Consider the following 24,461-nt stretch of genomic DNA (forward strand, 5'->3'; position numbering starts at 1 on the left):
CTTTTCGTTTCAACTTACAATCATAGACTAAATTAAATCTAACTTAACATAAAACAACTTTTTTTATGGTTTTCAATATTAACTTTACGTCATATAAAACCGAGTATTTTTCTAAGTAGGTTAATGAATTGTTCAATTTTTGTGGCAACAATACCGTCTCGTAATAATCGATACGATTTGAATTTTCTTCTAAAAATAACTCTTCATCTCTTAGTTCTATTGAACTGATATCCGTAATGCCAGGTTTAATCGTGAATAACTTCAAATGCTTATCACTATAATATGGTAGATATTTAGGAACCTCTGGCCGTGGACCTACAAACGACATTGTTCCAAATAACACATTAAATAATTGTGGTAGCTCATCAATTTTGTACTTTCTTAGAACTCGTCCTGGCTTAGTTACCCTTGGGTCATTTCCTACAGTAACAAGTGGACCAATCTTATCCGCATCCGGGACCATTGTTTGAAACTTATAAATGTTGAATAATTTTAAGTTTTTCCCCATTCGCTGTTGTTTATAAATAATTCGATCTTTTGTTGATAATTTAATCCATATTGCAACAAAAATTAATACTGGTGATAAAATTACGATTCCTAACAGACTAAAAAGTAAGTCAAAAGTTCTTTTTGTAAATTGTTTAAATAATGATATTTTTCGCTCGGATCTAGTAACTAAATTTATTTTACTATCAATAATACTTTGGTAATTAGTCATTTAGAACCTCAATTAAATTTTCAACAACATATTCTACATCTTCAAGAACCATCAAACTATTTAGTGGTAATGTGATTTCATTCTGATAGAAATTGTATGCCGCCGGATAATCATTGATTTCAAAACCTAAATTTTTATAAGCAGTTAATAGAGGAAGTGGTTTATAGTGTACATTTGTTGAAATTCCACGCTCCGCCAATTTAATAATGATGCTATTTCGTTCCTCTTCGTTTATGCCTACTATACGAATAAAGTAAAGATGAGAACTAGAATCTTGATACTCGTTCAAGTGATCAAGATGTAGGATATTATTAAATTCACGATCGATTTGCTCGTTGTATGAATTTACAAGATGATTTCTAACCTCAAGAATATCATCGTATCGTTCAAGTTGTGAAATTCCGATTGCTGCTTGAATATCGGTCATATTACATTTGTAATTTGGTGCAATTATATCGTATTCCCAAGAACCAGGAACATTCTTCGCAAGAGCATCTTTCGATTGACCGTGTAAAATGAGAAGCATATATTCTTTATATAGTTCTTCATTAACAATAAAACTTTGATTTCTCCATGTTACAGCTCCACCTTCTGCCGTGGTTAAGTTTTTGACAGCGTGAAAAGAGAAAGCTGTAAAGTCCGCAACTTGCCCCGACATTTTCCCTTTATATTTAGCGCCAAATGAATGAGCAGCATCCGCCATAACAACTATTCTTCCAAATAATGATTGAAGATTATTGTTTGGTGTAAAGAGTTCTTTTTTTCTTTCTACTATTTCAAATATTTTGTCATAATCACACATTATTCCAGCAATATCCACCGGAATAATAACTTTCGTTTTCTCAGTAATTGATTCTTCCAATAACTTGTAATTCATTTCAGGTTTTCCTTCTTGAATATCTACAAGAACGATTTTAGCCCCTACATGATGAATTACACTTGCGGATGCTGTATAAGTATAGGCACTCGTAATTACTTCATCTCCCGGCCCTACACCTAATAGACGTAATGTCATTTCCATTGCAGCTGTCGCAGAATTCATTGTTACAACTTTATCGGTATCACAGTAGTTAGCTAATTGTGATTCAAATTGCTTGGTCTTAGGTCCTGTAGTAATCCAGCCCGAACGCATCGCTTCAACTACAAGTTCAATTTCTTTCTCAGAAATATCAGGTGGTGAAAATGGAATATTTCTATTTTTCATTGTTTTTCTCCTTATGAGTATATGTCGGAACGACCTTATATAAATTCTTAGAAATTTCGCTATCTTCCATTAGAAGTAGCGTCGCTAATGTTTCCAATGATTCATCTATCGTTTCTGAATCAGTTACGATTGGATTCGCTACGTAGATTAAGTTATTTTCAGTCTTTTTGAGACCTTCTTCAGACATAAGTAATTCTTCATATAGTTTCTCTCCTGGACGTAATCCAGTGAATTCAATTTCAATTTCCGTATATGGTTGAAATCCACTCAATTTGATTACTTGTTCTGCAAGATTCAAAATTTTCACTGGTTTTCCCATGTCTAAAACGAATATTTCTCCACCATTGGCATAAGCAGTTGCCTGAAGAATAAGACTTACTGCTTCTGGTATTGTCATAAAGTAACGAATGATGTCCGGATGAGTTACTGTGACTGGTCCCCCTTGCTCAATCTGTTTTCTAAATAGAGGAACAACGGATCCATTTGATCCCAATACATTTCCGAAGCGTACAGCAACATATTTTGTTTTCGAATTAGCATCTTTGCTCTGAAGCATCATTTCATTAAACCGCTTTGTCGCACCCATAATATTTGTAGGATTGACAGCTTTGTCAGTTGAAATATTGACAAACAACTTCACGTTGTTTTTATCCGATAAATCAATTAAATTCTTCGTTCCAAATATATTATTTTTAATAGCTTCTTTTGGAACATATTCCATAAGTGGTACATGTTTATGAGCTGCGGCATGAAAGACAACTGTTGGCTTTTCTCGTTCAAATAGAGATTCAAGCGCATCTAAATCACGTATCGATGTTATTACAGCTTTAATTTCTATTATGGGAATATCTCCAGAGCGCATAAGCATATTCAATTCCTGTTGGATTTCATACAGACTATTTTCATTAATATCCAATAATATAAGTGACTCAGGAGAATATTTAATAACTTGTCGAACAAGTTCAGACCCAATAGATCCACCTGCTCCTGTCACTAAAATTCTCTGACCATCCAATTGTTTAAAAATTCCTATATCATCTATAACTATTTCAGGTCTATTAAGTAAATCACTAATTTCAATTTTGCGAAGACTATTTTTAAGGTTTTTGTTTTGAATTAATTTTTGTGCTGATTCCACAGTCTTTACATCTACACCAATCTTTACAAGTTTATTAATAATTCCTTTTTGAATATTTAAGGGTTGAGATGGCATCGCAACAAAAACACACTCTACAGTGTATTTCTTAACAACTTTTTCGATATCTTCAATGCTACCTAGAACTGGCACTGAATAAATAATACTATTTTTCAAGTTTGGATTATCATCAATGAATCCGATAACTTTATATCCATATTCATTATTTCGACTTATTTCATTCAGTATCATTTGACCCGCACTACCAGCACCATAAATCAGAATTGACTGGAGTTTTTTTCCTTTTATTGCGACTCGTTCTTTTTTGTCATAATAGTAACGAACAACAAAACGAACTGCAAGCTGTAATAAGACATTTAGCCCTGTAATAATGATCATAGCACGTATTCCAATGAGTTCGTTATTACGAATAATTATTATTACCATGCAGGTTAAAAACGCCATAGTATTTGCCATCCCAATACGAATTGTTTCATGAATAGATATCTTTCTCCACACCATCTTATCAAGTGAAAACAATTTATAAAAAATAAGATATACGAGAACTATTAATCCTACTTCGAAGAGTCCAACTCGCTGATACAATAATTTCATGATATAACTCGAATTATTCAAGATTGATAAACCACAGATAATTGAAAGAATCAAAACTAAGATATCAAAAAACACCATGAAAACTTTATTCTTTTTCATTAATTTCCCCAAACCTTCCCCTATTACTTTTTTATGCATTTATATAACGGAAATATTATATCACATAATATCATTAAATATCGTTTTATCAGTGTGACATTATATTTCATAATCTTCATACCCTTTGCATAATAGTGCCTTTTCACCCTATTTTAACTATCGCATTGAAACAAATAAAAATGAGCTCTTTTTTCGAAAGCTCACTTTTTTTGTTTATTCAGGTTATATTGATTTTTTTCAAATTCACTTATCTTTGATAGTTTAGATTCAAAAGCCTTTATAAGCGTTTCAATGATTTCATCAAGATCTTCACCATTATAATGATCATTGAGGCAAATCATTTTATACTTGTCAGACTTTATGGCTGCAGCACTTTTTTGAGCTTCTTCAAGACTATCAATAAGGAAACGATCGCCAATTTTATGGCTTCTTGGCATGAAATTACCCTCGCACATTTGCCATTCTTTGATGACCCATTGATTCACATCATATTTGTAGTCACGTATTTGATGTAAACATGTTTGATGTAATACGTCATATTCTTTATCCCAAATTGTTTCAAAAGTTGATTTTAAAAATGACGTTGGGAGATGTTGTTGATAAAGTCCAGGGAACCGTGACCATGGTGTAAAGATTAGGTTTAATGCGTTGAGCACACCATTACGATAGTTATACCATTTTCCCAAATTCTTTTTAATGACCTGTCGTTTACTGAAATTTTGATTAATCACTCCGATATCATTGATCATAATATTCGAGATTGTATCATAGCGTGCAGGTACAATTGGATTAATAACTGCAGTATCACACGGAAGACCCTTTTTGAAGAAATCTTCTGGAGTTACCGGTTTGTTTAGAAACATATCGTCATTGAAATATACAAAGTGTTCACTTAAACCTTCAATACGATGCATATTCAATTCAATTGCATGAGATGAAAATGTTGGTAAGTATTCCTTTGGAATATAATCCGTATGATTAATAATCTTCAACTTAGGATGATCAACATTTAAAAATTCCGGTAAATGTCCATAGGTAATTAAATAGACATTATTGACCCATGGTGCATACTTCTCTACTGCACGAAACCAGTATTTAAAGATATCCCAATCTCGATAATCACTTTCTGTAATTTCAACATCTTTACCTTCGAGTTGGAGTCGATCACGAATCCAATCTTTATCACTTCCGTCCACCCACGGGACAACAAAATCAATTTTTAACGATTTCATGGCTATACCTCCCTAGCAACTGGCAGTGAAAGCCAGATTTTATTCGTACAATTCCATCCAAATTATATTTCCATTATAGTCTAAGTATTCACGAGAGTATTTTGTCGTTCCTACTGCGATACCATCGGCATCAAATGGACTGATTGATGAATAGAACTTATCTGTAAGAATCGCTCCCTCTTCATCAATGATTGAGAAATAATTAGAGTGTTCTGTTTGAATCATAAAATAAGATCTATCTGTAAACGTTAAGTCTTTATAAATGGATCCTCTCCAAACCGTATTTTTATTATATTCATTCAGTGCATCATACTCAATGACTTTATGTTTTGGCACCATTGTCAATGGGAATGGCTTTGCATCTCTTTCACTGTTAAACTCATTTCGTGCATCGATTGTTGGTTTCACCGTTTTATAGTCTACAACTAATGGATTTCCTATCTTACGATACAATTTACTTGAATAGGATCTTTCACCGATTGTTTCTTCCACAAAAGGCCCATAGATCTTAAATCGACTTTTGGCTGTAGGTAATTCCACAATTTGTCCTTTTTCATTCACGATACCATAAGTTAAGAAATCTTCACCTTTTTTAACTTTTTCACTTTCTGGGAACTTCACAGATAAATGAGCAAGATTTGCATCATAGAGCGCTTCTTGAGCATATACAGTGCGCATCTTGTTTTGCTGATAATCCTTAACTTGAGCCTTTACCAATTCACCATTTTGAACTTCAAAAGCATACATGTTATTAAAGCTTGCATAATTCTTTTGGAAAATAGTTTCGAGATTTAATCGAGTTGGTGAATATTCATAACCCGTACGTTTCACCTGTTTCGCTAATTCATTATAGAATTGAGTTCCATTAAAGCCTAATAGCACGACAAATGCTAATTTATAAATTTTCTTGTTTTCATAAAGGCTCAGAATCATCGGTAAAATAATTACAATCGCATAGTACCCAAATATCGTAATACGCGTTCCCAATACTTTTGAAAACGGAAGATAGAAGTAAAGCAACATATTCAATAATACAAAATCAATTAGATTCTTCTGACTTGCGAATTTTTCAGTTAATTTATTGTAATGAACCATCGTTACCGCAAAAATTGCGAATCGTAATAAAAAGGGTACACTTAAAATTTTAATATGATCTGCATCTGAGTATAGAAGCAGTTTCGATAGTATTGGGATGTTCTGAAAAATTGATAAAACTGCAGGTGTGAATATTAAACGGGTCAGTGGAAATAGCACAAAAATTAATATAAACCACTTAAACGACCATTTTATCTTTGTAGCTATATAGATAACTGGAACAACAAGTGCAGTTCCATGAATAAAGAATAAAACAGCTGTTGTTAATCCCTTGATTTTCCAGTCAAAATCTCGATCTCGATTAAAGTAAACATACATCGATCCCACAATAACAATAACTTGTCTTAACGCACCCAAATTCCAGTATAAGAAAAATGTTGAGAAGTAAAGTAACGTTGCCATCTCAAAGTTATCAGAACTGTCCTTAATCCAAAATAATGCTACAAGTAGAATTGCCGTGCATAGTAATCCTGAAAAAATATGATAATTCATACCGACTGCACGACCACCAAGCATTAATACCTTAAACAAAGTTTCAATTTTAGGTAGGCTTGCGAAAGATTCATTAATCCGGTGAGGATCAATGGACTCGTATATCGTTTGATATGAAAAATAATCTGCCCCTACACCAAACCTTAAAAAGATAATCAAGATAAACGGTAGTGCAGCTACGATGAATTTTTTCTTTGAGTCTAAATGCTTCCCAAAGTATAAAAATGCACATAAGTAAATAAAACTAAAATAATACACAATAAATTCCTCACATTCATTAAACTACTACATTAATATTGGGTAATAATCTTGTTAAATACCAATATTATAATACCATATTATTATAGGCAATACTTATAATGTATCTAAGATTTGAATTTTACGTACTTGTCAAATACTTAGGGTAAGGCTTAAGCCGATTATCGGTTTCGATATGCAGCTTCAATTAAGTCATATTCATTTGAGATTGCTGTTAGGATTCCATAAGCATCTTTAATCTTTACTTCATGTTTTTCAAAAAAACTCATAATTGCGGAAAAGTACTTATATTCATCGCTTTGTGGGTAAAAGAGACGATCAAGATTTAAGGTATAGTTTTCTTGATAGTTTGTTGTGAGAATAAGACTAAACGTTTCTCTTCCCACAACTGTTTGTCTTCTTCGATAGTTTAATCCTTCATGTCTCGCTGGATCATACCCTTTATTATTAAAGTATATTTTCATTGACTCAATTGAAGCATAAGGAATTTGCTTGGTCTTACGTTTACCCATGAAGCTTAACAATGTAGCTGTTAGTTTGAATTTCGTTCCTGTGTACACCTCGATGCCTTGATGCCAAACTACAAAGTAGTCATAGTAGTCTTGGAAATGACGAAATCCTATTAAACTTACCATCCCATAACAATACCCAAAAACAAGTAGCACAACTATGATATTTGGTTTGATGGCGTAAGTCACAAAACATACAAGTGCTGTCAAAAAGACAAACACTACGAAAAAGATTTTCGATGTGTTTTGACCGAAGCGAAAGGGTATTGGAAAACTTTCCTTTCCTTTCACCAAATCATCTAAGGGAATCCCTAGTATTTCACTCAAGCGAATGAGGTTATCGATAGAAGGTAGACTTTCGCCGCGTTCCCATTTAGAAATTGATTGACGTGAAATGTTTAGCTTTTCCGCTAACATTTCCTGACTCATCTTTTGTTCTGTTCGATAAAATTTAATTTGTTGATTTATAATCATGATCACCGCTCCTTTTATCCAAATCCTATCATAACCTCATTTTTTAGCCTAGAACCGTTTGGTTGCGACAAAAAAAACTACTTATGAGTAGTTTTTTCTTAAATTATAGTGTTTGACATAAAAGTATAATGAAATACCGTTAAGAATAAATGCCACGAGACAACAACCCGTAATAATCGTGAACATTGTTGGTGCTACATCCGCAATTGTACCAAAATCATCGTGATTCACTAAACGGACTATAAGATAATATTCACTCAATAAAAACAAGATTGGAAATATAAACGATAAAGAATAGAAAAGATACCAATGTTTCATGCGTCCCGTTAAACTCCTAAAGAGATTCAACAACACAATCACAACAGAGCAAACACCTGTAATGGGCCATAGATATTCCATTTGAATCACCTCCATTATATTAACTTCATTCTATCATGTAACTAAAAGCAAAAACAAACAGTTCAAAAAAAACTGTTTGCTTTTATCCCATATTTATTTTCGTCGCTTCTTATATCCATTAAATACAAAGAAACTTCCTAACCCAATTGCTAAGTAAGGCATTTTTGATGATGCAATTCCTGTGTTAGGTAATGCCGGTGTCGGATTTTCTGACTCTTTCGGCGTTTCTTTTGGTGTTTCTTTTGGATCTTCTTCATAAGGTTCATTTGGCTTGTCTTCGGGTATTGTGGTACCGGTTCGAACCGCAACTTTTAACGGTTCAATAGTAGGATGACCATTGATTGCGACCGCAAATGAATTCCATGCAGTAAGATTTGGTGTGCTTTCCAACTTGTGAGTAACCACATCTGGATTGGTAATTTTAGATTGGAAAGTGAATTCAAAATTTTGAAGTTCCGAAAGCTCTTTTTGATCCTTCAATTCGATTTTAAAGCTTTTAATCATCTTCCAGTCCGTCACATCTGCTACGGTGATCCAATTTGGTTCAGAAGTATCCTTATCCTCGATTACATCAAAGCCTTCAGTTGTAAGGACACGATTTAAATCTTCACGACTTGGATTGGAAGAAGTACTATAAAATACATCAAACAATGTTTCATCAACACCTACTGGACCATTGAGACTTACATCAAATTCACTGTTGCGTTGTGTAAAATCTGTAATCCCACGATCACCAATATTTGGTAGAATATCCATCAATACGAATTCATTGATCACTTTCCCCGTATGATTTGTAAGGTGTAATTTATAATCAATCTTATCGTTTAACTCGATATATGCTTGTGTATCATACAGGGTATCATTTTCATTCTTTACCCATTTTTTAATCTTGAGTTGATAATCTGAAATCATTTGATAATGGTTCTGACTTTGAAGCATTTTCTTTGATTCAAATGTAGCTTGGGTTGTGTATTGATCGTAGTCAATCACAAGCGTGTCTTGAATTGTAGGATTTGAGACTGCAAGTGTTTCAAACGTATCGTTTACTTCAAGTAACGTAAATATTTTTAAACTAATGTCTTGCAACACTCCCGAAATTTCCACATCAAAAGAGTGACTTGCTAATTCATAAGGGGCCAATTGAGAGATGTTCCACTCTATATGATAAACATCGTGATTGCCGCGACTCTCACCAAGACGTTTAATCGACTTAATATTCCCTTGTGGCGTTAAGTCTTTAAATTGTAAACTCTTTGGTACATATATGATCGAATGAACATTGTCCCTAACAGCACCTACAGACGAAGGTTCATTTACTATTTGAACTTTTAATTTATTCGTACCCTTATAAATTTGTCCTTTGTATTGATCAAGGAGTTCGATACTATTTGTAACAGTTGGATGGTATGCTTCCGGATTTTCGGTTACATTAGCCCATCGGGGGGCTGCCAAGAAGTGAAATCCTTCAAACCACGCATCAACACGACCATCTGGGAATCGAATAGTGTAGTCATTTTCTGCATTGTCTTTGAAATCATAAAGTTCTCGTACTAATTTAGAACTGCTGCCGTAACTAAAAGCAGTTTCAATGTCTATCTCATTCTTTAATTCAGTGATATTATCCTTCGCATCATCGCGCCATGTATCTTTGATACTAAATGTATACGTAGGCATGCGAGAAAGCCCATTATGTTCTTGTGGTAGGGGTTCATCAATCATCATTCCAGGTACTGTTGTCTCAAAATCATATTGGATTTTTGCAATCTGTGTTGACTCTGGTAATTGATTTTGCTCTAAGATTTCTTCACGAGTAATAATTTGATCATGTTTTAAATCTTTAAATGTTGCGATAAGTTGTTTTTGACTATCATAAACATGTGCATGCAGGATAGGTTGTTCATGCAGTGGCGTCGCATCACCATAATCTGTCGTTGGGCGATAATCAAAACGTCCTGGTGCTTTAAACGATTCAAGACGTAAATGCTTATTAATATAGTAGTTCCATTTATACTCCACATATCGACCATCTGCACCATGCTCTAGAGCCGTCATCTGATGTGCATACGTTAACGTTGCCCAAGGGTATACCGTTGGACGTTTATTAAGCGCTTGGAAATCCGTAGAATGATTTCCGAATGGATCAATCGGACTAAAGTGCCCGGGAACATACCAATTTCCATCAACTTCAGGTGTTTCACTTTCTGATGGATACAAGGTTGTTTCCGCATACGAAGTATCTTCAAGAACCACATCATCAACATTCGTAAACTTCAAACGCGTTGTGACTCGTACTTCAGGAATGGGTACATCTAAAGGTCTAGGGTTCGCTTTATAATTTATTTTTAAATTTTTTTGAAATAATAATGCATCCATTTGATCTTGTTCAAGATACGTCGGTGCATCAAAATACCATATAAGCGTACGAGTATCTCGATCTACTTCATCAGGATTTGGTCCTTCTATCATACCTTGGTATTCTAATGATTCATGATAAGTTTCTTGAATCATAATTCGGCTTCCCTCTTTAATATAAAGTTGCCCTTGATCTTGCCGATCAATTTGTGCTTTAGTAACCCAAACACTTTCCATACCAGGACTTAAACCTAAAGATCCACTATACCTTGAATCCTTAAGTCCTTCATACGCTTTCGTTACTTTAAGAGGACTACTTGCCTCAACGGTTGTCGTTAGTACTTGATCTGTTTTTTCTACTTGGTCCGTGGCTACTTTCACATTGAATGTTAATGGCGTACTTGTAGGGGTAACACCATTTGGAACTGAAAAAATAAATGGCAACTCCAAATATGTTCCTGATTCAAAAATTGCTTTTGTAATCGATAATCCTTGGTCTGTCCGAGTTACATTATAATCAGCTCCAAGAGAATTTTTTATTGACGTTATGTCCATCTGAACAAACTGAGGCATCGATACATCAACTTTTAAATTGGTAAAGGTTGTATGGGCTCCGGTTGCTTTAAGTTTAAATTCAATACTGTTTTTCTGACCACTATTGAATGAATCATAAGTCATGAGTGCATGACTTTCTAAATTAAACGCTTCAAAACTTGCGCTTAACGGAATTATAGATAGAATTAATAAAAAACTCGCTAATGCAATCATCAATTTCTTTTTCATCATAACGCTCCTTTGTTTTATTATTATAACGGAAGCAAAGGGGTGTCTTACATTCACGATTTACAATCATATTGTAGATGTTGGTTCTATCTAATTGTGATGAAAATCACATCAAAAAATGATTTTCCTTAAAATATTTATATATTGTTTTTGACTTGGATAGTCATCAATCAAAATAACATCACTCGTGGTTGGGGTATTACCGATGCATAGGTCATAGTCCATCGAAGTCAGTTCAAAGTAACTCATGCAATCAATTTGAATTTGGGTCGCATCCAACTTAAATCGACACATCAAATTGTTTCGTATGTACATCGCGTGCTGAATGCCTAAATCCGAGTAGATTAAAATGCGCATTATCTTTGGTTTTTGTTCTAAAATATCTGGACAATTCATAATTGACCAATACAATAAATCATCGAGATATAAATCCGGATTGAGCGAGATTGTCTGCGAGGCGTTAAGTGATTGGTAAAAATCCCTACGAATCTTTGGATGTTCTTCATAAAATCCATGCATAAAATCTGCAATCCGATCAATAAACAAAGATGTTTTAAAAGGGTATAGATTGTAGTTATTTAAAAGGGTTTGATGAATTAAACTTATAAAATTCTGAGTATCATTACTCAGAATATAACCATGTTTGGTCATAAGTTCGTCAAGAAAAGCATCCGAAAACGACTTTGTTTCACTCGGATCGAAAATTGGCGTATGGTAGTACAGTACTTCGGACAAGCTTTGCATACAGTGAGTTCCGTCATAATCACGATAGCCCTTAAAAATCTTTGAGAAATCGACCCCTTTCACCATTGTCGCGGGTATCGCGGATAGATTACTGTGAAACCCTTGTTGCTCTCTCAATTCAGAAACCACAAATAGAGTCACACTGAATATCAATGTAAGACTGTCATAGTATATCCCTTTACAATCAAAAACTTCTTGAATCACTAATTTCGCTTCTTCTAAATTAATTTTTAAAATATCATCCAAATCTTTCGTACCATAAAGTTCTAGAATTAAACAGGTTACAAACTTACGGATATAATGCTCTTGTTCGGATACAATACTGACAGGTCTACTACCATTTCGCTTAAACTGAATTGCGCTTGATCCAAATTCTTTGTTCATCATACGTAAAGTTCGATAAAAAGTTGATTCACTAATATAAAACTGCTTCATACGATCTTCATTTAATGTTTCTGGATTCTTTACAATATCAATGAAAAGAGTAATTGATAACGACCGCATCAAAAACGTCCTTAATATCTGCTCATTGGTTTTTTGATTGTACTCATCAACATAATAGCGTCCACTATGGCTTTCTATAATTAGTAATGGTTCCCACTCCTGAGCAATTTGATCAAGGTAGGTATAAATTGTTTTTTCAGAACATTTGCAGTGACTCGACAAATCTCCCACTGATGCATGTGGCTGTGCGTCACTGTTAAGATAAGTAATCAGTTGATAGTGATTACGATCTAAGGTATTCAATAAATTTAACATAAAATCTCTCCATCTTTATGCAATAACTGTCAATAAATAATAACCTGTTCTTAATGAAAATTAATGGGTGATACAAAAAATGCAACCAAATGGTTGCAAGTATATAATTTTCCCAAAATCATGTTATCCATTAACAACTGCACATCACATTAACGAAACCTAATGTGATGTGAAAAAAGAATAAATATTGTTTAGTCCTAGAAGATTATAAATAAGTAATAAGAAAATTAGATGAAAAAACACAAAATAAATAAAGTTTTTCCATATTCCTGATTGATTGAAGTGTTCTCTAAGTTTTGCAATAAATTCTTTGGGATGTAATAAATCCCATGAATTAAACCTCACCTCACGGCCAAGATAAATCCCCACCGAAAGCAACAGAATAATAATCACTGCTGATAATTGAATGATGACTTGATCGCGTTTTTGAATGATTATGGGATCAATAATAATTAAATATCCCAACTGCACAATCGTGATATTCATCATCGTATTTAAGATACCGGACAATGCAAGCGAGGTTACCGAAATAATATCAAACCAAATTGGAACTTCATGTTCATCAATCTCTCGGTGTGTCAAATTTAACTCAGTGAGTAAATATGCTGCGTTAGGTAGCAAGACCAACCAAAGAATGGATCCCATTATAAAAATTATATTTGATAGGTACAAAATGATTTGAGAATGCGTGAGAGCATAAACATACCGTGTCCCTAAGGTAACTGCTGTTGTTATAAGAATGATCACAAAAGGGATTAATGATAATTTTAAATTCCAAATCATCGGTTTAAAGGTCTTTACAGAGTATAGTTTCGGGCGAATAATAATCGTCAGATAGGCAAAAATATTAAATAGAATCGTACTTATTAATAATGCTTTCATAGACTTCCTTTCTAAGATTTTTAAATTTGCTTCAGTGTACCATCAACCATTTCATACGTTTCATCACATTCCTCAATCATGCGAAGGTCATGTGTCACCATAATGACAGAGGTATTATATTCATTGGTAATACGTTTTAATAACTTTACCACATCGAATGCGCGGTCAGTATCTAAACTCGCGGTTGGCTCATCAGCAAGTATAATACTCGGTTTTAGTATCAGCGCTAATCCAATTGCTACTCGTTGACGTTCACCACCCGAAAGACTTTCTGGATATTGATCACGAAGCTTATCAATGTCCAACGACTCTAAAAGTTTGCGAATTTCATAATCTGCAATATTTTGCTTTGATTCTTTAATTTTAAATTGAAAGTGTTCATAAACTGTAAAAAATGGAATTAAATTGGCGGTTTGAAGAATGAATCCAAGTGTATTAAATCGCAATGAAGACAATTCATTTTCCGTTAGGTGTGAAAGTTGATGATTATCGATGCTAATAGTACCTTGTGTCGGTTTTTGTAAAGCACCCATAATGGTTAAGAGTGTGGATTTACCAGAACCACTAGGACCCACAATAGCAACAAAAGAACCTCGATTTACGTGTAATGTTACTGGATGCAATACCTCAACGCGATTTTTTCCGTCGTTAAACGATTTGGTTACAGACTCTAAATATATCATAACATTTCCTCCTACAATGATTTCAATGGATCAATCTTAAGAATAATCCGTGATGAAAATAACGATCCCAAAAGAGAGAACACAATCATTGCAATGGTTACCCCTATGGAAAGAGGCACATATGTCGCAACGGGAACCGTACTTTTTAAGGCATAACAAGTAATTTCGGATAAAATAAAACCCAGACCAAGTCCAACTCCAGTTAAAATAAATGTTTGAATAATGATCGAACTAATGATGGTTTTATTTTTAAATCCTTGTACTTTCAAGATACCAAAAATTGGTTTCTTTTGCATTGTGAGTATATACATAAAAACACCAATTATAAGCGCTGATATGATCGATAGTGCCCCAATCATTAAACCAAATGTTAAAATTTGTGCTTTGTATCCTGGTAGATTATCAATTAATTCAGCTTTTGATAAGGTCTCAAAGTCTTCACTTGAGTTTGTTCCCAAAATCACGTTGTAAAGATTGTCATCTTCCAATTCAGATCCTTCTAGGTTAGTATAAAAAACGGGTCTCGTATTATAATTGCTAGAAGTTGTAATCCCGATAATTTTATAATCTCCGTATTTAGAGATTCTGACGCTATCACCAATGTTTAATTGTTTGTCATTTCGAATGTCAGCTGAGATAAGAATATCGTGCTGTGTTTGCGGATATTCACCTTCTTGAAGTGTAACTATATCTGAAAAGTGCGATGCATCTGCACCAATCAAAATTGCATCGTCTTGCTCATCACCAAACGTAGCTGTAATACCACGAATTCGCAATGCATCTTTGACATTCCAATCCATCGATTCTATTTGTTGATTCGTAATAAAAGATGCAAGTGCATTTTGGTTTGCATCTTTATTTAATATTATTGAATCAAACTGCCATTGATCAAGAGCGGTACGATTAATTGATGCCAAACCGTATGCTAGACTAGACAGGAAAAACACTAAATAAGCAATGAAGGTCATGACGATAAGAATCATTGCAAAACGTCCTTTTTCTTTTTTTATTTCCTTAATAGCTAAATACATATTCCCTCCTTATCAGGTGATAAGTATATTCTACCAAACTATTTATCACCTGATAAGTAATTTGCCTAATGATTGTATTTGTACCCTTTTTTTGATTTAATAATGTCAGGGTGATTATATGAAATCGATAAGAAAACACATACTTGAGACTGCCCACATATATTTCATGAAATTTGGGTACCAAGAAACCTCTACTCGTGATATTGCACGTGATCTTGGAATCACACAACCAGCTATTTATCACTATTTTAAGAGTAAAGAAATTCTCTATTTTGAGGTTCTCAATGATTTTGCAATAAAAATCGGTGATGATTTAAGAAATATCGCCGAAAATAGTAATATGGATTTGAATACCCACTTAAAATGCATGAGTTTATTTATTCAAGAAAAGCATCCCATGAATTTTAATTTACTGATTCATGATATGGAATCCCTAAAATCTCAATCAATGCGTGATACGCTCTATTTAGTTTGGCAAGAAAACTACTTTCAACCGTTTTTCAACTTATTTCAACTGCACGAAAATTTACTTCGTGATGATCTTATGATTAACCAAATCGTTTATCAGTTTTTACGAATTCTTTCGACCTATATCACATCAGTTCCTAATAAAAACGACCAAGACAATCTATGTTGGATTATAGACGTTTTTGTTAGGGGTATTACATTGAGCTAAAATATAATCTGTTTTTTGAGCGTTGATTTTACATTACCGTTTATTTAAATTCACAATTTCTAGATTACAATCTATACTCCACACATAAATATTTCTCTCATTTATGGATTCGACTCATTAGTTAACTTTATAATAAATGTGGGGGATAATGCCAACTCTACAAATATTTATTCTAAAATACAAAATGTTTTGTTTTAAAATAGAATAAAGGGATCAAACTTAATCAAGTTTGATCCCTTTTAATACAATATTTCCTAAATCATTTTTTGGCTAAGAGCTCGCATCATCTCTATCTTTGAGATTACGTCGATGCTTTTTAAATACAATGAGACCTAGACCTAAAGCGATAACTCCGCCAACAGTCATAAATCGTGTTGATCCAATACCAGCTTGAGGTAATACCTCAATTCGATTATTAATCACTTTAAATTCGAAATCGTCTGGTTTCCCCGCAAAGCTACTTGGAACAATAATATCAATCGTATCCGTAACAAGTTGATAGCCTTCAAGAGTTTCAGTCTCTTCTAGAATATAGGATCCAGGACTTATATGACTTATCATTGCAATACCTTCTGCATTGGTTTTAACGGTGTTTGCTTGATCGTTTTTCATCATCGTAAAGGTAACCCCTTCTAAAGGAACATGTTGGTCATCTGTTTTGTGAATGACCACGCGTGCTTGATAGTTGACATGTGTCAGCGGATCCAAGGCAACATATGGGAATCTACCCGTATTATTAATTTGCGCATTTTCCAGTTCATGTACTGTATTTGGCAAACTAAACGCTACATTATTTTCCAAATTTAAAATGTAGTCGTCGGCTGCTTTTATCTGTGATAGTGTATATGAACCTGGACCAAGATCATTAACTTGTAGCATCCCTTTTGAATTGACATCATGCTTTACTTCATTAAGATGATAACTTCCAGAATCTAGAGGTTCATGGGAGTCACCGTCTTCTAAATTAACTTCAAGACGGCCATACACAACACGTACGATTGCTTTGATGTCAATCTTTTCGTCATTCATCGCTTCGGATGGAATAACTTCGCTTATATTTTCATCATACACTATTGCATCTTCGGCTTTCGTAAATGTAAGAACATGATTTCCTGGGCTAAGATGTGTAAGAACTAAACTACCATCTTTACCGACTATAGGTGTTTGTAAATCACCATAAGTACCTGCAACGTCCTTTTTATAAGAACCTTTTTCATCCTCAAACGTTATTTCTAGACTTCCTTGATAATTAATGTAATCATCTAAGGTAATATTCACACGTTCTGCCTCAGTTGAAGGTTTAAATGTTGGGATTTCAAATTCATATTCAAAGGTATTGCGAATTGTTTGGTCGGGAGCCTGTGTTTGGAGTAACTTGTACTCACCCGGCTTAATCCCTTTAATTGCAAACAACGACTTGCCTGTTTCTATTGTGAAATCAGTGTACTCAGGGTATGCAACCCAACCCGAATCGGTTTTTTCAAACAGGCTGAAGTGTCCCGTTGTATAGGTTTCCATTAGAGCTGGGTCCGTATTTTTGAAAACTGCATTCGCATAGTAGTTTTTGACCCCAACTTCATGAATTGGATAAACACCTTTATTTTCTGATGCAATGGTAAATGCGTAGTGTTGATCTGAGATGGTGTGATTGCCATCTCCCTTCGTTTCAATAAAATAGTAACTACCCGGTGCCAATGCACCCACATTAATCTCTCCTAAAGCATTTGTTTTTAACCCCTCAATTAACAGTGTGTTGTCTTGATAGAGATCAAACTCGACGCCTTCAAGGACGGTAGCATCTTCACCTGATGTTTTTACAAGCGAAACCGTTCCACGATAGTTTTTAAAATCTTTGAGATCATAGACCCAAGGCTCCACAGTGTGTTTTATTGGATCGATTTTAACCTCATCTGCATTAACAGTTCCCGGTACAGTAATCGTTTCATGAATTTCCGTGTTCAAGCCATAACCTGTTGGGGCTTTGGTTTGTTGGAGTTCATAAGTTCCTGGTGTTACGTATTTAAATGTTTGATTACTGTTCATGATAGCAGTTTGATTTGCGATGTTTGTCAAGCTGAATTCTCCATCCGTTAACAGTTCCACCGTCTGATTATCCCCATCACGATTAGTATAAATTAGCTCTGCTTGGGTTCCATAAATGGATACAACCTGATCGAGTTCCTTAGGTTCATTATATTCCTTCGGAATTTCAAACTTCGGTTCAGTATCCACGTAAATCCATGCTTCGTTTAATTTGGTTTCTTTGACTGCGTATGTCCCACTATGTAATTCTTCGCGTTGGCCGTCAGTTAGCGTACCTTCAGGCCCTTGGATGACCACGTGTTCGATATCAATCGATGATCCATCGGTTCCATGGGACTGTATGTCAACCGAGCCTAAATGATTCATAAACACAAGTTCCATCTCCGTTGCACCTTGTTCATCCTCACCAATTGTGAATGTTTGAGATTTTTTATTGAGCGGACGGTTTTCAGTTGTCGCGATTTGCGTCAATGTATACGTTCCAGGTCCAAGTGGCAAGTCATAACCTGCATCTTTATCTATTATCGTAAAGGTACCCACTTCATTATTATCTTTTTCAAGTTTAAATTCCGACCCCTCAATCAAGGTATCTCCAATTTTATTTAAGATGGACATTTGCATTGAGGCATTATCGAATTGAATTTCCATGGGTTCAGGTTTTCCTTCATGACTCATCGTCAAGACTTCAGGTCCATATGCAAAAAACTCTAGTGCTTTCGTATTGAGTAAATATTGACCATCAACAGAAACCTGTTCTAACTTATAAGCACCTGTCTCAAGGTTGTAGAATGTTGCTTTACCATTTTTAACCTCATAGACATCGTTATTTTTAGTACCTGAATAAGTCGTATCGTAAGCAATCCACTTTCCGTCGTCGTCTTTCTTAAAAAGCTTAAACGAGCTGTTTTCAATTGGATCTGTCGTTCCACGTTTTACGACATTTAAGATCGCAACCGCATTATAATTTTGATACTTAGCGACTTTGCTTGTTGCATCCACAGTTCCATTTGGGTTTGAATTAATTTCATGTTCTACCGTCTCAGTATTACGGATGAAACCCTTCAAGGGTTGCTCAGGTTGTGAAATTACATACTCACCAAAATCAATACGTTGATCTCCCGGTTTAACCGTACCAACCTTAAATACACCCATATCATTTGAAGTGAATTGCTGAACTTGATTTGAACTATCAGTTACTGTCATATCAATATTAGCAAACGGATCTTCTTTCGGTTTAAACTGGTCATTTGTAGTAACCGCTTCATTTTTAACTTCAAAAACAGGAGTCGTATTATAAATTGCGAAATCTTGTTTTTCAACCTGTGTATCATTACGGAAAAGACTCAATAAATTTGTTTTCTTTTCAAGATTTATATTAACCAGCTTGCCAGACTCAAGTTCATTCTTAGCAATAATTACTGAATGATCTTTATCTTTATTTCGGTTCGAACTAACAAATCCAAGCGAATTGGGTACAGAATAAGCTTTGGCAGTTCCATACTGCTTAATAATATAATTTCCCGACTCTAAATCCTTAAACTCAAGATAACCATCTGAATTGGGTCGACCAATACGGTAAATATGATGATTTTCCGGTAATCCCGATTGGTAACGATAAAGAATTATAATTACTTTTTCAATTTCTCCATTATTAATGGGTGTTCCAGCATCTAAATCCTTAGGATCTGTTTGCTGATTATCGTTGTAACGAAGAGACAATCCCAAATCCATGCGCTCGTCATCATAGGATGTGCCTGAATCATTAATATTAAAGCTGACTTCAGCTTCTACATCATGTTCTATCGCGTTCGCCCCAGTTTGGTATTCAATCTTGGCAAGATTTTTTAACGGAAGTTCTGTATCCGAGACCACCTGACCAAATGTAGCATAAGAAATGCGAATCGGCACCGTAATTTCCTCTGAAAAACTAAGGATAAAACCACTTTCGCCTGTGTTCCAATCATCTAGAAGATTATCTTCACCCTTTAAATTAACAAGTTTAAAATTATAGTCCTGAGGTTTAACAGTTTCCCAACGACCCGACTCAAATTTTTCAAACTTTAAGTTATTGAGTGTTGCTTTACCTTCATTAAGTTTTCCGAGTTCGTTATCATTATCAACAAATGCGAAAGTATGAAACTTTTCGAGTGTATCCGTAATTTTAAGATTTGACATTGCCTCATATGTTTCATTCAAAGTCAGTGTCCATTTGATTTGTTGGCGGAATCCTGATTGTGGATCATGAATCCCTTCTTTTTTAACCCGAACTTTTTCATCAAAAGTTACATTTGCCTCCGCTTCACCAACATCACCTTGGAGTCCTCCATCTGGAACAGTTGCTCGATCATAAGCAACGTGATTGGTAAAGTTTCCGCTCATGCTTACTTTTGATTTATTAGTAGAAATCGTTTGTGATGGTGCAGCATCCGTATTAATAAAAGTAATTAACTTAAATTGATAAACATATTTTGGATTCATTTCTTTATTAATATGGTAAGTAATATACTGTTCATCTTCGGTGATTTTTACATCCTCACCTACAATTGCCTCTTTAATAATCGGTTTTCCGCTTTCGTCTTTAGCTTCTGTAATATTCCCTTCTTTATCCACTGTAAAAGCCTTAAACTCAAGTTTTTCAATTTTTTCTAAATTCAATTGAGCATTTTGAAGATCGGCTTGATCTGATGAAACCAATTTTTTATCGATGCGATCTTTAACATCCATCTGAACACGATCAATACGACGATGATCAATGTCATAGTTAAAGTTGACAGTCCATTCAACACCTAAACGATTACGGTTTGCTTCATTATCTTTAACTACCTTCACAACGCCTTCTTTTTTAGGAATTGTATTATACTTCGCAACTTCACCTAAATCTTGTTGGGAAACGTGACCGCCACCTTTCCAAGTTATCTTATTACCTTCCCCTGGCACCCATGAAGCAAATATTAATTGTCCAAGATTTGATACGTTATTCATTGGCTTATCACTATGTAGTTTTGTTTTATAAAGAATAAAATAAGTGTTATCGTCTCCTTCTCCATTTCCGACTGCTTTGTCAGAATCAACAAAGTCAACACGTATATCAGCATCTTTCGTAAGATCATTTTTAGTTATATCCGATTGATGTTCATCATTACCATCACCATTAAGAACGATACCTTTAATCTTATCGACATAAGTTGGATCTGCTTTCGGTCGAGAAACAATATATTTTTTTGTACTTAACGATTCTCGATCTTCAAGAGAAGCATATCCCACTAATTTATCATCGAGTAACTGTGCAACTTGACCGTAGGTTTTGTCCGACTCACCTTCTTCAACTAAAGGTTTCGTTAGTAATTCGGTAACAGCAGCAAAAATGTTTTCTGATTCTAGTTCTGAATCATCCATGATTTTTTGAACTTCAAGGCCGAATTGTTCATACTCACGGTATGAGTTCTCTGCTGGATCAATTTTAAACAGAAGCAATTTATGCTCACTATCCATCGGTTCAAATTCAAGTCCTTCCCCAAATTTATCGATATAGGAAAGTCCTGGTAGTCCGATACGGTGAGCGGTTGTTGTGTTAATAGATGCACCCCAAATGACTTCTTTGGTTCGATAGTCAATCATAATAGGTTTTTTATCCAACAATACTAAATAATTTGTTGCTTCGCGTTCCTTTAATTCAGCTTCTGTAGGATCAGTGCCTGTGATTTCCTGTCCATTTGTAAAGGACTTCACTTCTGCGTCACCTTTAAACATGAGACTTGGTGAAGACATCAATTCATCACGAATTGTCTTACCTGGTTGATATTCCGCTTTGATTTCGTTCTCTAGAATAATACTAAACATTACGGGCTCAGATAACGTTTCTTTAGACTTAAGACGAAATTGCGCTTCTGTGCCTTCGTCATTCCAGACCACATCAAAACGACCATCCTTTTCAATCGGTTTGCCATCAACAATTACGCTGTGTTTAAACTTCATCGTGTCATAGGTTGCCGGAAGTTCGATATACTTATCGTCTTGGTCTGCACGGTATGCTTTAATGGTATCTGCATTTATTCTAAAATTAAACCCATCATTTTCCTTACGAACCAATTCATTATTATTATATCGAACATCCCAAATTAAACTGGTTGGCATTGCCTCCTCGCGCTTCTCACCTTTTATGATGATTGAATTTGGATATACTTTTTTATTATCTGCTGAACGTTGAAGTTGTTTATTGTCAAGTGACGCTGTAAGTCTTCCCAGCTGATTCCCTTCAATTTCTAATTGCAGATTATCATTGATATACGTTTGCGTTACAAAATATTTTGCGACAATATTTTTGTCAACCAACGGAATTTTAATAGCATCAATTCCTTGAGTTGATTTATTTTCAAATTCTTCTGAAACGGAAGGATGTAGATTGCAAGGTTCTAACGTACCATCATTTTTCACATTATAGTAACTAATATCCACTCTCGTCTTAACATCCCAATTTTCGATACCCGATGTTTTCACAATTTGCGGAATTGTGAAAGCAAGATTTAAATTGTTCAGCGAATGGTTACGACTTGAATTTAAAATCCCTTCCCATTTAAGTTCTAAACCTCCACTAATCTCACTAAACCCAGCTTCCTGCAGTTTGTGATCACTGCCGCCGATTGGCTGAACCGGGAACGTTTCTTCAATTTTATTTCCTGGAACAATAAAGTCTTTGATTACAAGTGGGTAATTTTCAAGTTTATCAAGTTCTGATTTATCCATTTGCTTAAAGGAATATTGATTAAACATATACTCATCGGTGGCAAATTCAAATCCTTCTTTGAGACTTTCTTTAATCGTATCTAAATCTGTCCCTTTCTTAATTTCATCAGAAATATAACTATTAATTTTGTAAGAGATTAAATTTTGGAAACGATACTGATCTTCAATACCTGCCTCTTCATTAGATATAAGTAATTCATCGACAACAAGTTTAAATGTTCCATCATTTGATGTTGGGTTTTTACGTACAAACTTTGATGTACTATAATCTTTTAAATTCTCACTAATTATGAATTGCTCTTGGGTCGCGGTAAAAAGAGTTATTTCTTCTGGAAAATCATGTTCGTATTTATATATAGCACGTTCTCCATTTTCTAAATAATGGAAATCAAAAATAGTGGAATCTGCAGTTATTTTATCAAGTGAGTCTTGGTCTAATTTAACTTTATAACTGATTTCTACAAATTCTTTGTCATCTGTGAAAATATCAACACTAAAATCTGTTGATTCATTTGTATAACTATCCATTTTCACAGGATTTTTTTCACTGATTAATTGACTCTTATACCGAAGTTTAGCGTGTGGTTCGCCTTTAAGATTCAACTCAATTTCACCTGTGAGTACCGGCTTTGTTTCATTCGATACTGGCACGTTTTCATCAATTTCATTTTCCTTAGGATTGCTCACTTCATTTGGGGGTGTCTTTTCATCTTCATCATTTACATAATCTGTGGGTGATTCTAATGAATCGATTTTAGTTCTTAATTGATCTAAAATGGCTCCTATAGCTGGATATTTTTTTCCATCAACCATCTTTAAGTCTTCATTAATAAGAATTTCATACATCACTTTAAACGACTTTGGATTAACGTCTACATCTTTAAAATCTAAAATGAATCCATTCGTTTCTTCTTTGACCTTAATTTGAGTTAAATCTTGAAGGGTTTCAGCCTTTAAGTCCTTATCCGTATGTACTGGAGCATCAACATGGGCTAGGGTAACTTCGTCGGGCACATTAAACATGAGAGGATTAAATTCTTCTTTAATTTTAATCCACTCTGAATCACTGAAATTCAATGTCAATGCTACCCTCGCTGTATAAGGTTTCGTAGGTGATTCGATCACGACATTCGATTGTTTGGAATCAATTACCGCAGTTAGCATCGCTTCGTGGGGAAGCTCCTCCTCAGGTACATTAGCAGAAATTGTCAATTGCGATACAATTAGTACGAATACTAATGCGACGATACTCACCGGTCGCATTTTACGGTTCTTCGTAAATAACATAGTGTCTCCTCTTTTCTAAATAATTTTTCATAAAATCATACATCGTACACGTGGTGAAAATGATATAGACTTTAAAGTATCCTATCATTATTATTCGTTATATTTGTGAAATAAATATCACACAAGTATTTAAAGAGGCTAATAAAAACACCTTATCAAACATATAGAGCCTTTAAATCACCATTAATACAATTAGGTGAAACATTCATGATAATTGTTAGAAAAACATTACAAATATGGCATATTTT

14 protein-coding genes are annotated in these 24,461 nt (G+C 34.4%); 1 reads left to right on the top strand and 13 read right to left on the bottom strand.

Going from position 1 to position 24,461, the window contains the following annotated elements; genetic code table 11:
- Positions 1–43: 43 nt before the first annotated feature.
- The 12 genes from AAG186_RS07485 to AAG186_RS07540 form a co-directional block, all read right to left on the bottom strand.
- Positions 44–718: a sugar transferase gene (locus tag AAG186_RS07485; RefSeq protein ID WP_342621549.1), complete on the bottom strand. Its 675-nt coding sequence runs from the start codon at positions 716–718 to the stop codon at positions 44–46.
- Positions 711–1,922, bottom strand: coding sequence for a DegT/DnrJ/EryC1/StrS aminotransferase family protein (locus AAG186_RS07490; RefSeq protein WP_342621550.1), 1,212 nt, complete (start codon positions 1,920–1,922; stop codon positions 711–713). Before AAG186_RS07490 ends, AAG186_RS07485 begins: the two co-directional genes overlap by 8 nt.
- Positions 1,912–3,810 carry a nucleoside-diphosphate sugar epimerase/dehydratase gene (locus AAG186_RS07495; protein ID WP_342621551.1) on the bottom strand — a complete coding sequence of 633 codons (1,899 nt, stop codon included), beginning with the start codon at positions 3,808–3,810 and terminating at the stop codon, positions 1,912–1,914. Before AAG186_RS07495 ends, AAG186_RS07490 begins: the two co-directional genes overlap by 11 nt.
- 161 nt (positions 3,811–3,971) lie before the next feature.
- The gene (locus tag AAG186_RS07500; RefSeq protein ID WP_342621552.1) at positions 3,972–5,003 is read right to left on the bottom strand and encodes a stealth family protein; all 1,032 of its coding nucleotides are present in this window, start codon (positions 5,001–5,003) and stop codon (positions 3,972–3,974) included.
- Between the two features lie 39 nt (positions 5,004–5,042).
- Positions 5,043–6,848, bottom strand: coding sequence for an EpsG family protein (locus AAG186_RS07505; RefSeq protein ID WP_342621553.1), 1,806 nt, complete (start codon positions 6,846–6,848; stop codon positions 5,043–5,045).
- A gap of 161 nt (positions 6,849–7,009) precedes the next feature.
- The gene (locus AAG186_RS07510; protein ID WP_342621554.1) at positions 7,010–7,831 is read right to left on the bottom strand and encodes a helix-turn-helix transcriptional regulator; all 822 of its coding nucleotides are present in this window, start codon (positions 7,829–7,831) and stop codon (positions 7,010–7,012) included.
- Between the two features lie 81 nt (positions 7,832–7,912).
- Positions 7,913–8,230: a hypothetical protein gene (locus tag AAG186_RS07515; protein ID WP_342621556.1), complete on the bottom strand. Its 318-nt coding sequence runs from the start codon at positions 8,228–8,230 to the stop codon at positions 7,913–7,915.
- A 93-nt stretch (positions 8,231–8,323) separates the two neighbouring features.
- Positions 8,324–11,368 (bottom strand): peptidase, encoded by a 3,045-nt coding sequence (locus AAG186_RS07520; RefSeq protein ID WP_342621557.1) that lies wholly within the window; start codon positions 11,366–11,368, stop codon positions 8,324–8,326.
- Between the two features lie 108 nt (positions 11,369–11,476).
- Positions 11,477–12,868, bottom strand: a complete 1,392-nt coding sequence (locus tag AAG186_RS07525; RefSeq protein ID WP_342621558.1) for a helix-turn-helix domain-containing protein — start codon at positions 12,866–12,868, stop codon at positions 11,477–11,479.
- A 159-nt stretch (positions 12,869–13,027) separates the two neighbouring features.
- A complete protein-coding gene (locus tag AAG186_RS07530; RefSeq protein WP_342621559.1) occupies positions 13,028–13,750 on the bottom strand; it encodes a DUF1361 domain-containing protein in 723 nt (240 codons plus the stop codon).
- A gap of 20 nt (positions 13,751–13,770) precedes the next feature.
- The gene (locus AAG186_RS07535) at positions 13,771–14,433 is read right to left on the bottom strand and encodes an ABC transporter ATP-binding protein (RefSeq protein ID WP_342621560.1); all 663 of its coding nucleotides are present in this window, start codon (positions 14,431–14,433) and stop codon (positions 13,771–13,773) included.
- A gap of 11 nt (positions 14,434–14,444) precedes the next feature.
- Complete coding sequence (locus tag AAG186_RS07540) at positions 14,445–15,464, bottom strand: ABC transporter permease (protein WP_342621562.1); 1,020 nt, start codon at positions 15,462–15,464, stop codon at positions 14,445–14,447.
- 118 nt (positions 15,465–15,582) lie between these two features.
- On the opposite strand from AAG186_RS07540, the gene AAG186_RS07545 reads away from it, so the two are divergent.
- Positions 15,583–16,140, top strand: coding sequence for a TetR/AcrR family transcriptional regulator (locus AAG186_RS07545; RefSeq protein WP_342621563.1), 558 nt, complete (start codon positions 15,583–15,585; stop codon positions 16,138–16,140).
- Between the two features lie 270 nt (positions 16,141–16,410).
- On the opposite strand, the gene AAG186_RS07550 is transcribed toward AAG186_RS07545, so the two are convergent.
- Positions 16,411–24,213: a SpaA isopeptide-forming pilin-related protein gene (locus AAG186_RS07550; protein WP_342621564.1), complete on the bottom strand. Its 7,803-nt coding sequence runs from the start codon at positions 24,211–24,213 to the stop codon at positions 16,411–16,413.
- Positions 24,214–24,461 lie beyond the last annotated feature (248 nt).

Origin of the sequence: Erysipelothrix sp. P66, assembly GCF_038682365.1 — a bacterium.
In the GTDB taxonomy this organism is placed as follows: Bacteria; Bacillota_I; Bacilli_A; order Erysipelotrichales; family Erysipelotrichaceae; genus Erysipelothrix; species Erysipelothrix piscisicarius.

Excerpts from the sequence above, each read along its gene's own strand:
- AAG186_RS07495 (WP_342621551.1), bottom strand. The coding sequence starts at position 3,810 with ATGCATAAAAAAGTAATAGGGGAAGGTTTGGGGAAATTAATGAAAAAG.
- AAG186_RS07490 (WP_342621550.1), bottom strand. The coding sequence starts at position 1,922 with ATGAAAAATAGAAATATTCCATTTTCACCACCTGATATTTCTGAGAAA.
- AAG186_RS07540 (WP_342621562.1), bottom strand. The coding sequence starts at position 15,464 with ATGTATTTAGCTATTAAGGAAATAAAAAAAGAAAAAGGACGTTTTGCA.
- AAG186_RS07550 (WP_342621564.1), bottom strand. The coding sequence starts at position 24,213 with ATGTTATTTACGAAGAACCGTAAAATGCGACCGGTGAGTATCGTCGCA.
- AAG186_RS07525 (WP_342621558.1), bottom strand. The coding sequence starts at position 12,868 with ATGTTAAATTTATTGAATACCTTAGATCGTAATCACTATCAACTGATT.
- AAG186_RS07535 (WP_342621560.1), bottom strand. The coding sequence starts at position 14,433 with ATGATATATTTAGAGTCTGTAACCAAATCGTTTAACGACGGAAAAAAT.
- AAG186_RS07485 (WP_342621549.1), bottom strand. The coding sequence starts at position 718 with ATGACTAATTACCAAAGTATTATTGATAGTAAAATAAATTTAGTTACT.
- AAG186_RS07500 (WP_342621552.1), bottom strand. The coding sequence starts at position 5,003 with ATGAAATCGTTAAAAATTGATTTTGTTGTCCCGTGGGTGGACGGAAGT.
- AAG186_RS07520 (WP_342621557.1), bottom strand. The coding sequence starts at position 11,368 with ATGATGAAAAAGAAATTGATGATTGCATTAGCGAGTTTTTTATTAATT.
- AAG186_RS07515 (WP_342621556.1), bottom strand. The coding sequence starts at position 8,230 with ATGGAATATCTATGGCCCATTACAGGTGTTTGCTCTGTTGTGATTGTG.
- AAG186_RS07530 (WP_342621559.1), bottom strand. The coding sequence starts at position 13,750 with ATGAAAGCATTATTAATAAGTACGATTCTATTTAATATTTTTGCCTAT.
- AAG186_RS07545 (WP_342621563.1), top strand. The coding sequence starts at position 15,583 with ATGAAATCGATAAGAAAACACATACTTGAGACTGCCCACATATATTTC.
- AAG186_RS07510 (WP_342621554.1), bottom strand. The coding sequence starts at position 7,831 with ATGATTATAAATCAACAAATTAAATTTTATCGAACAGAACAAAAGATG.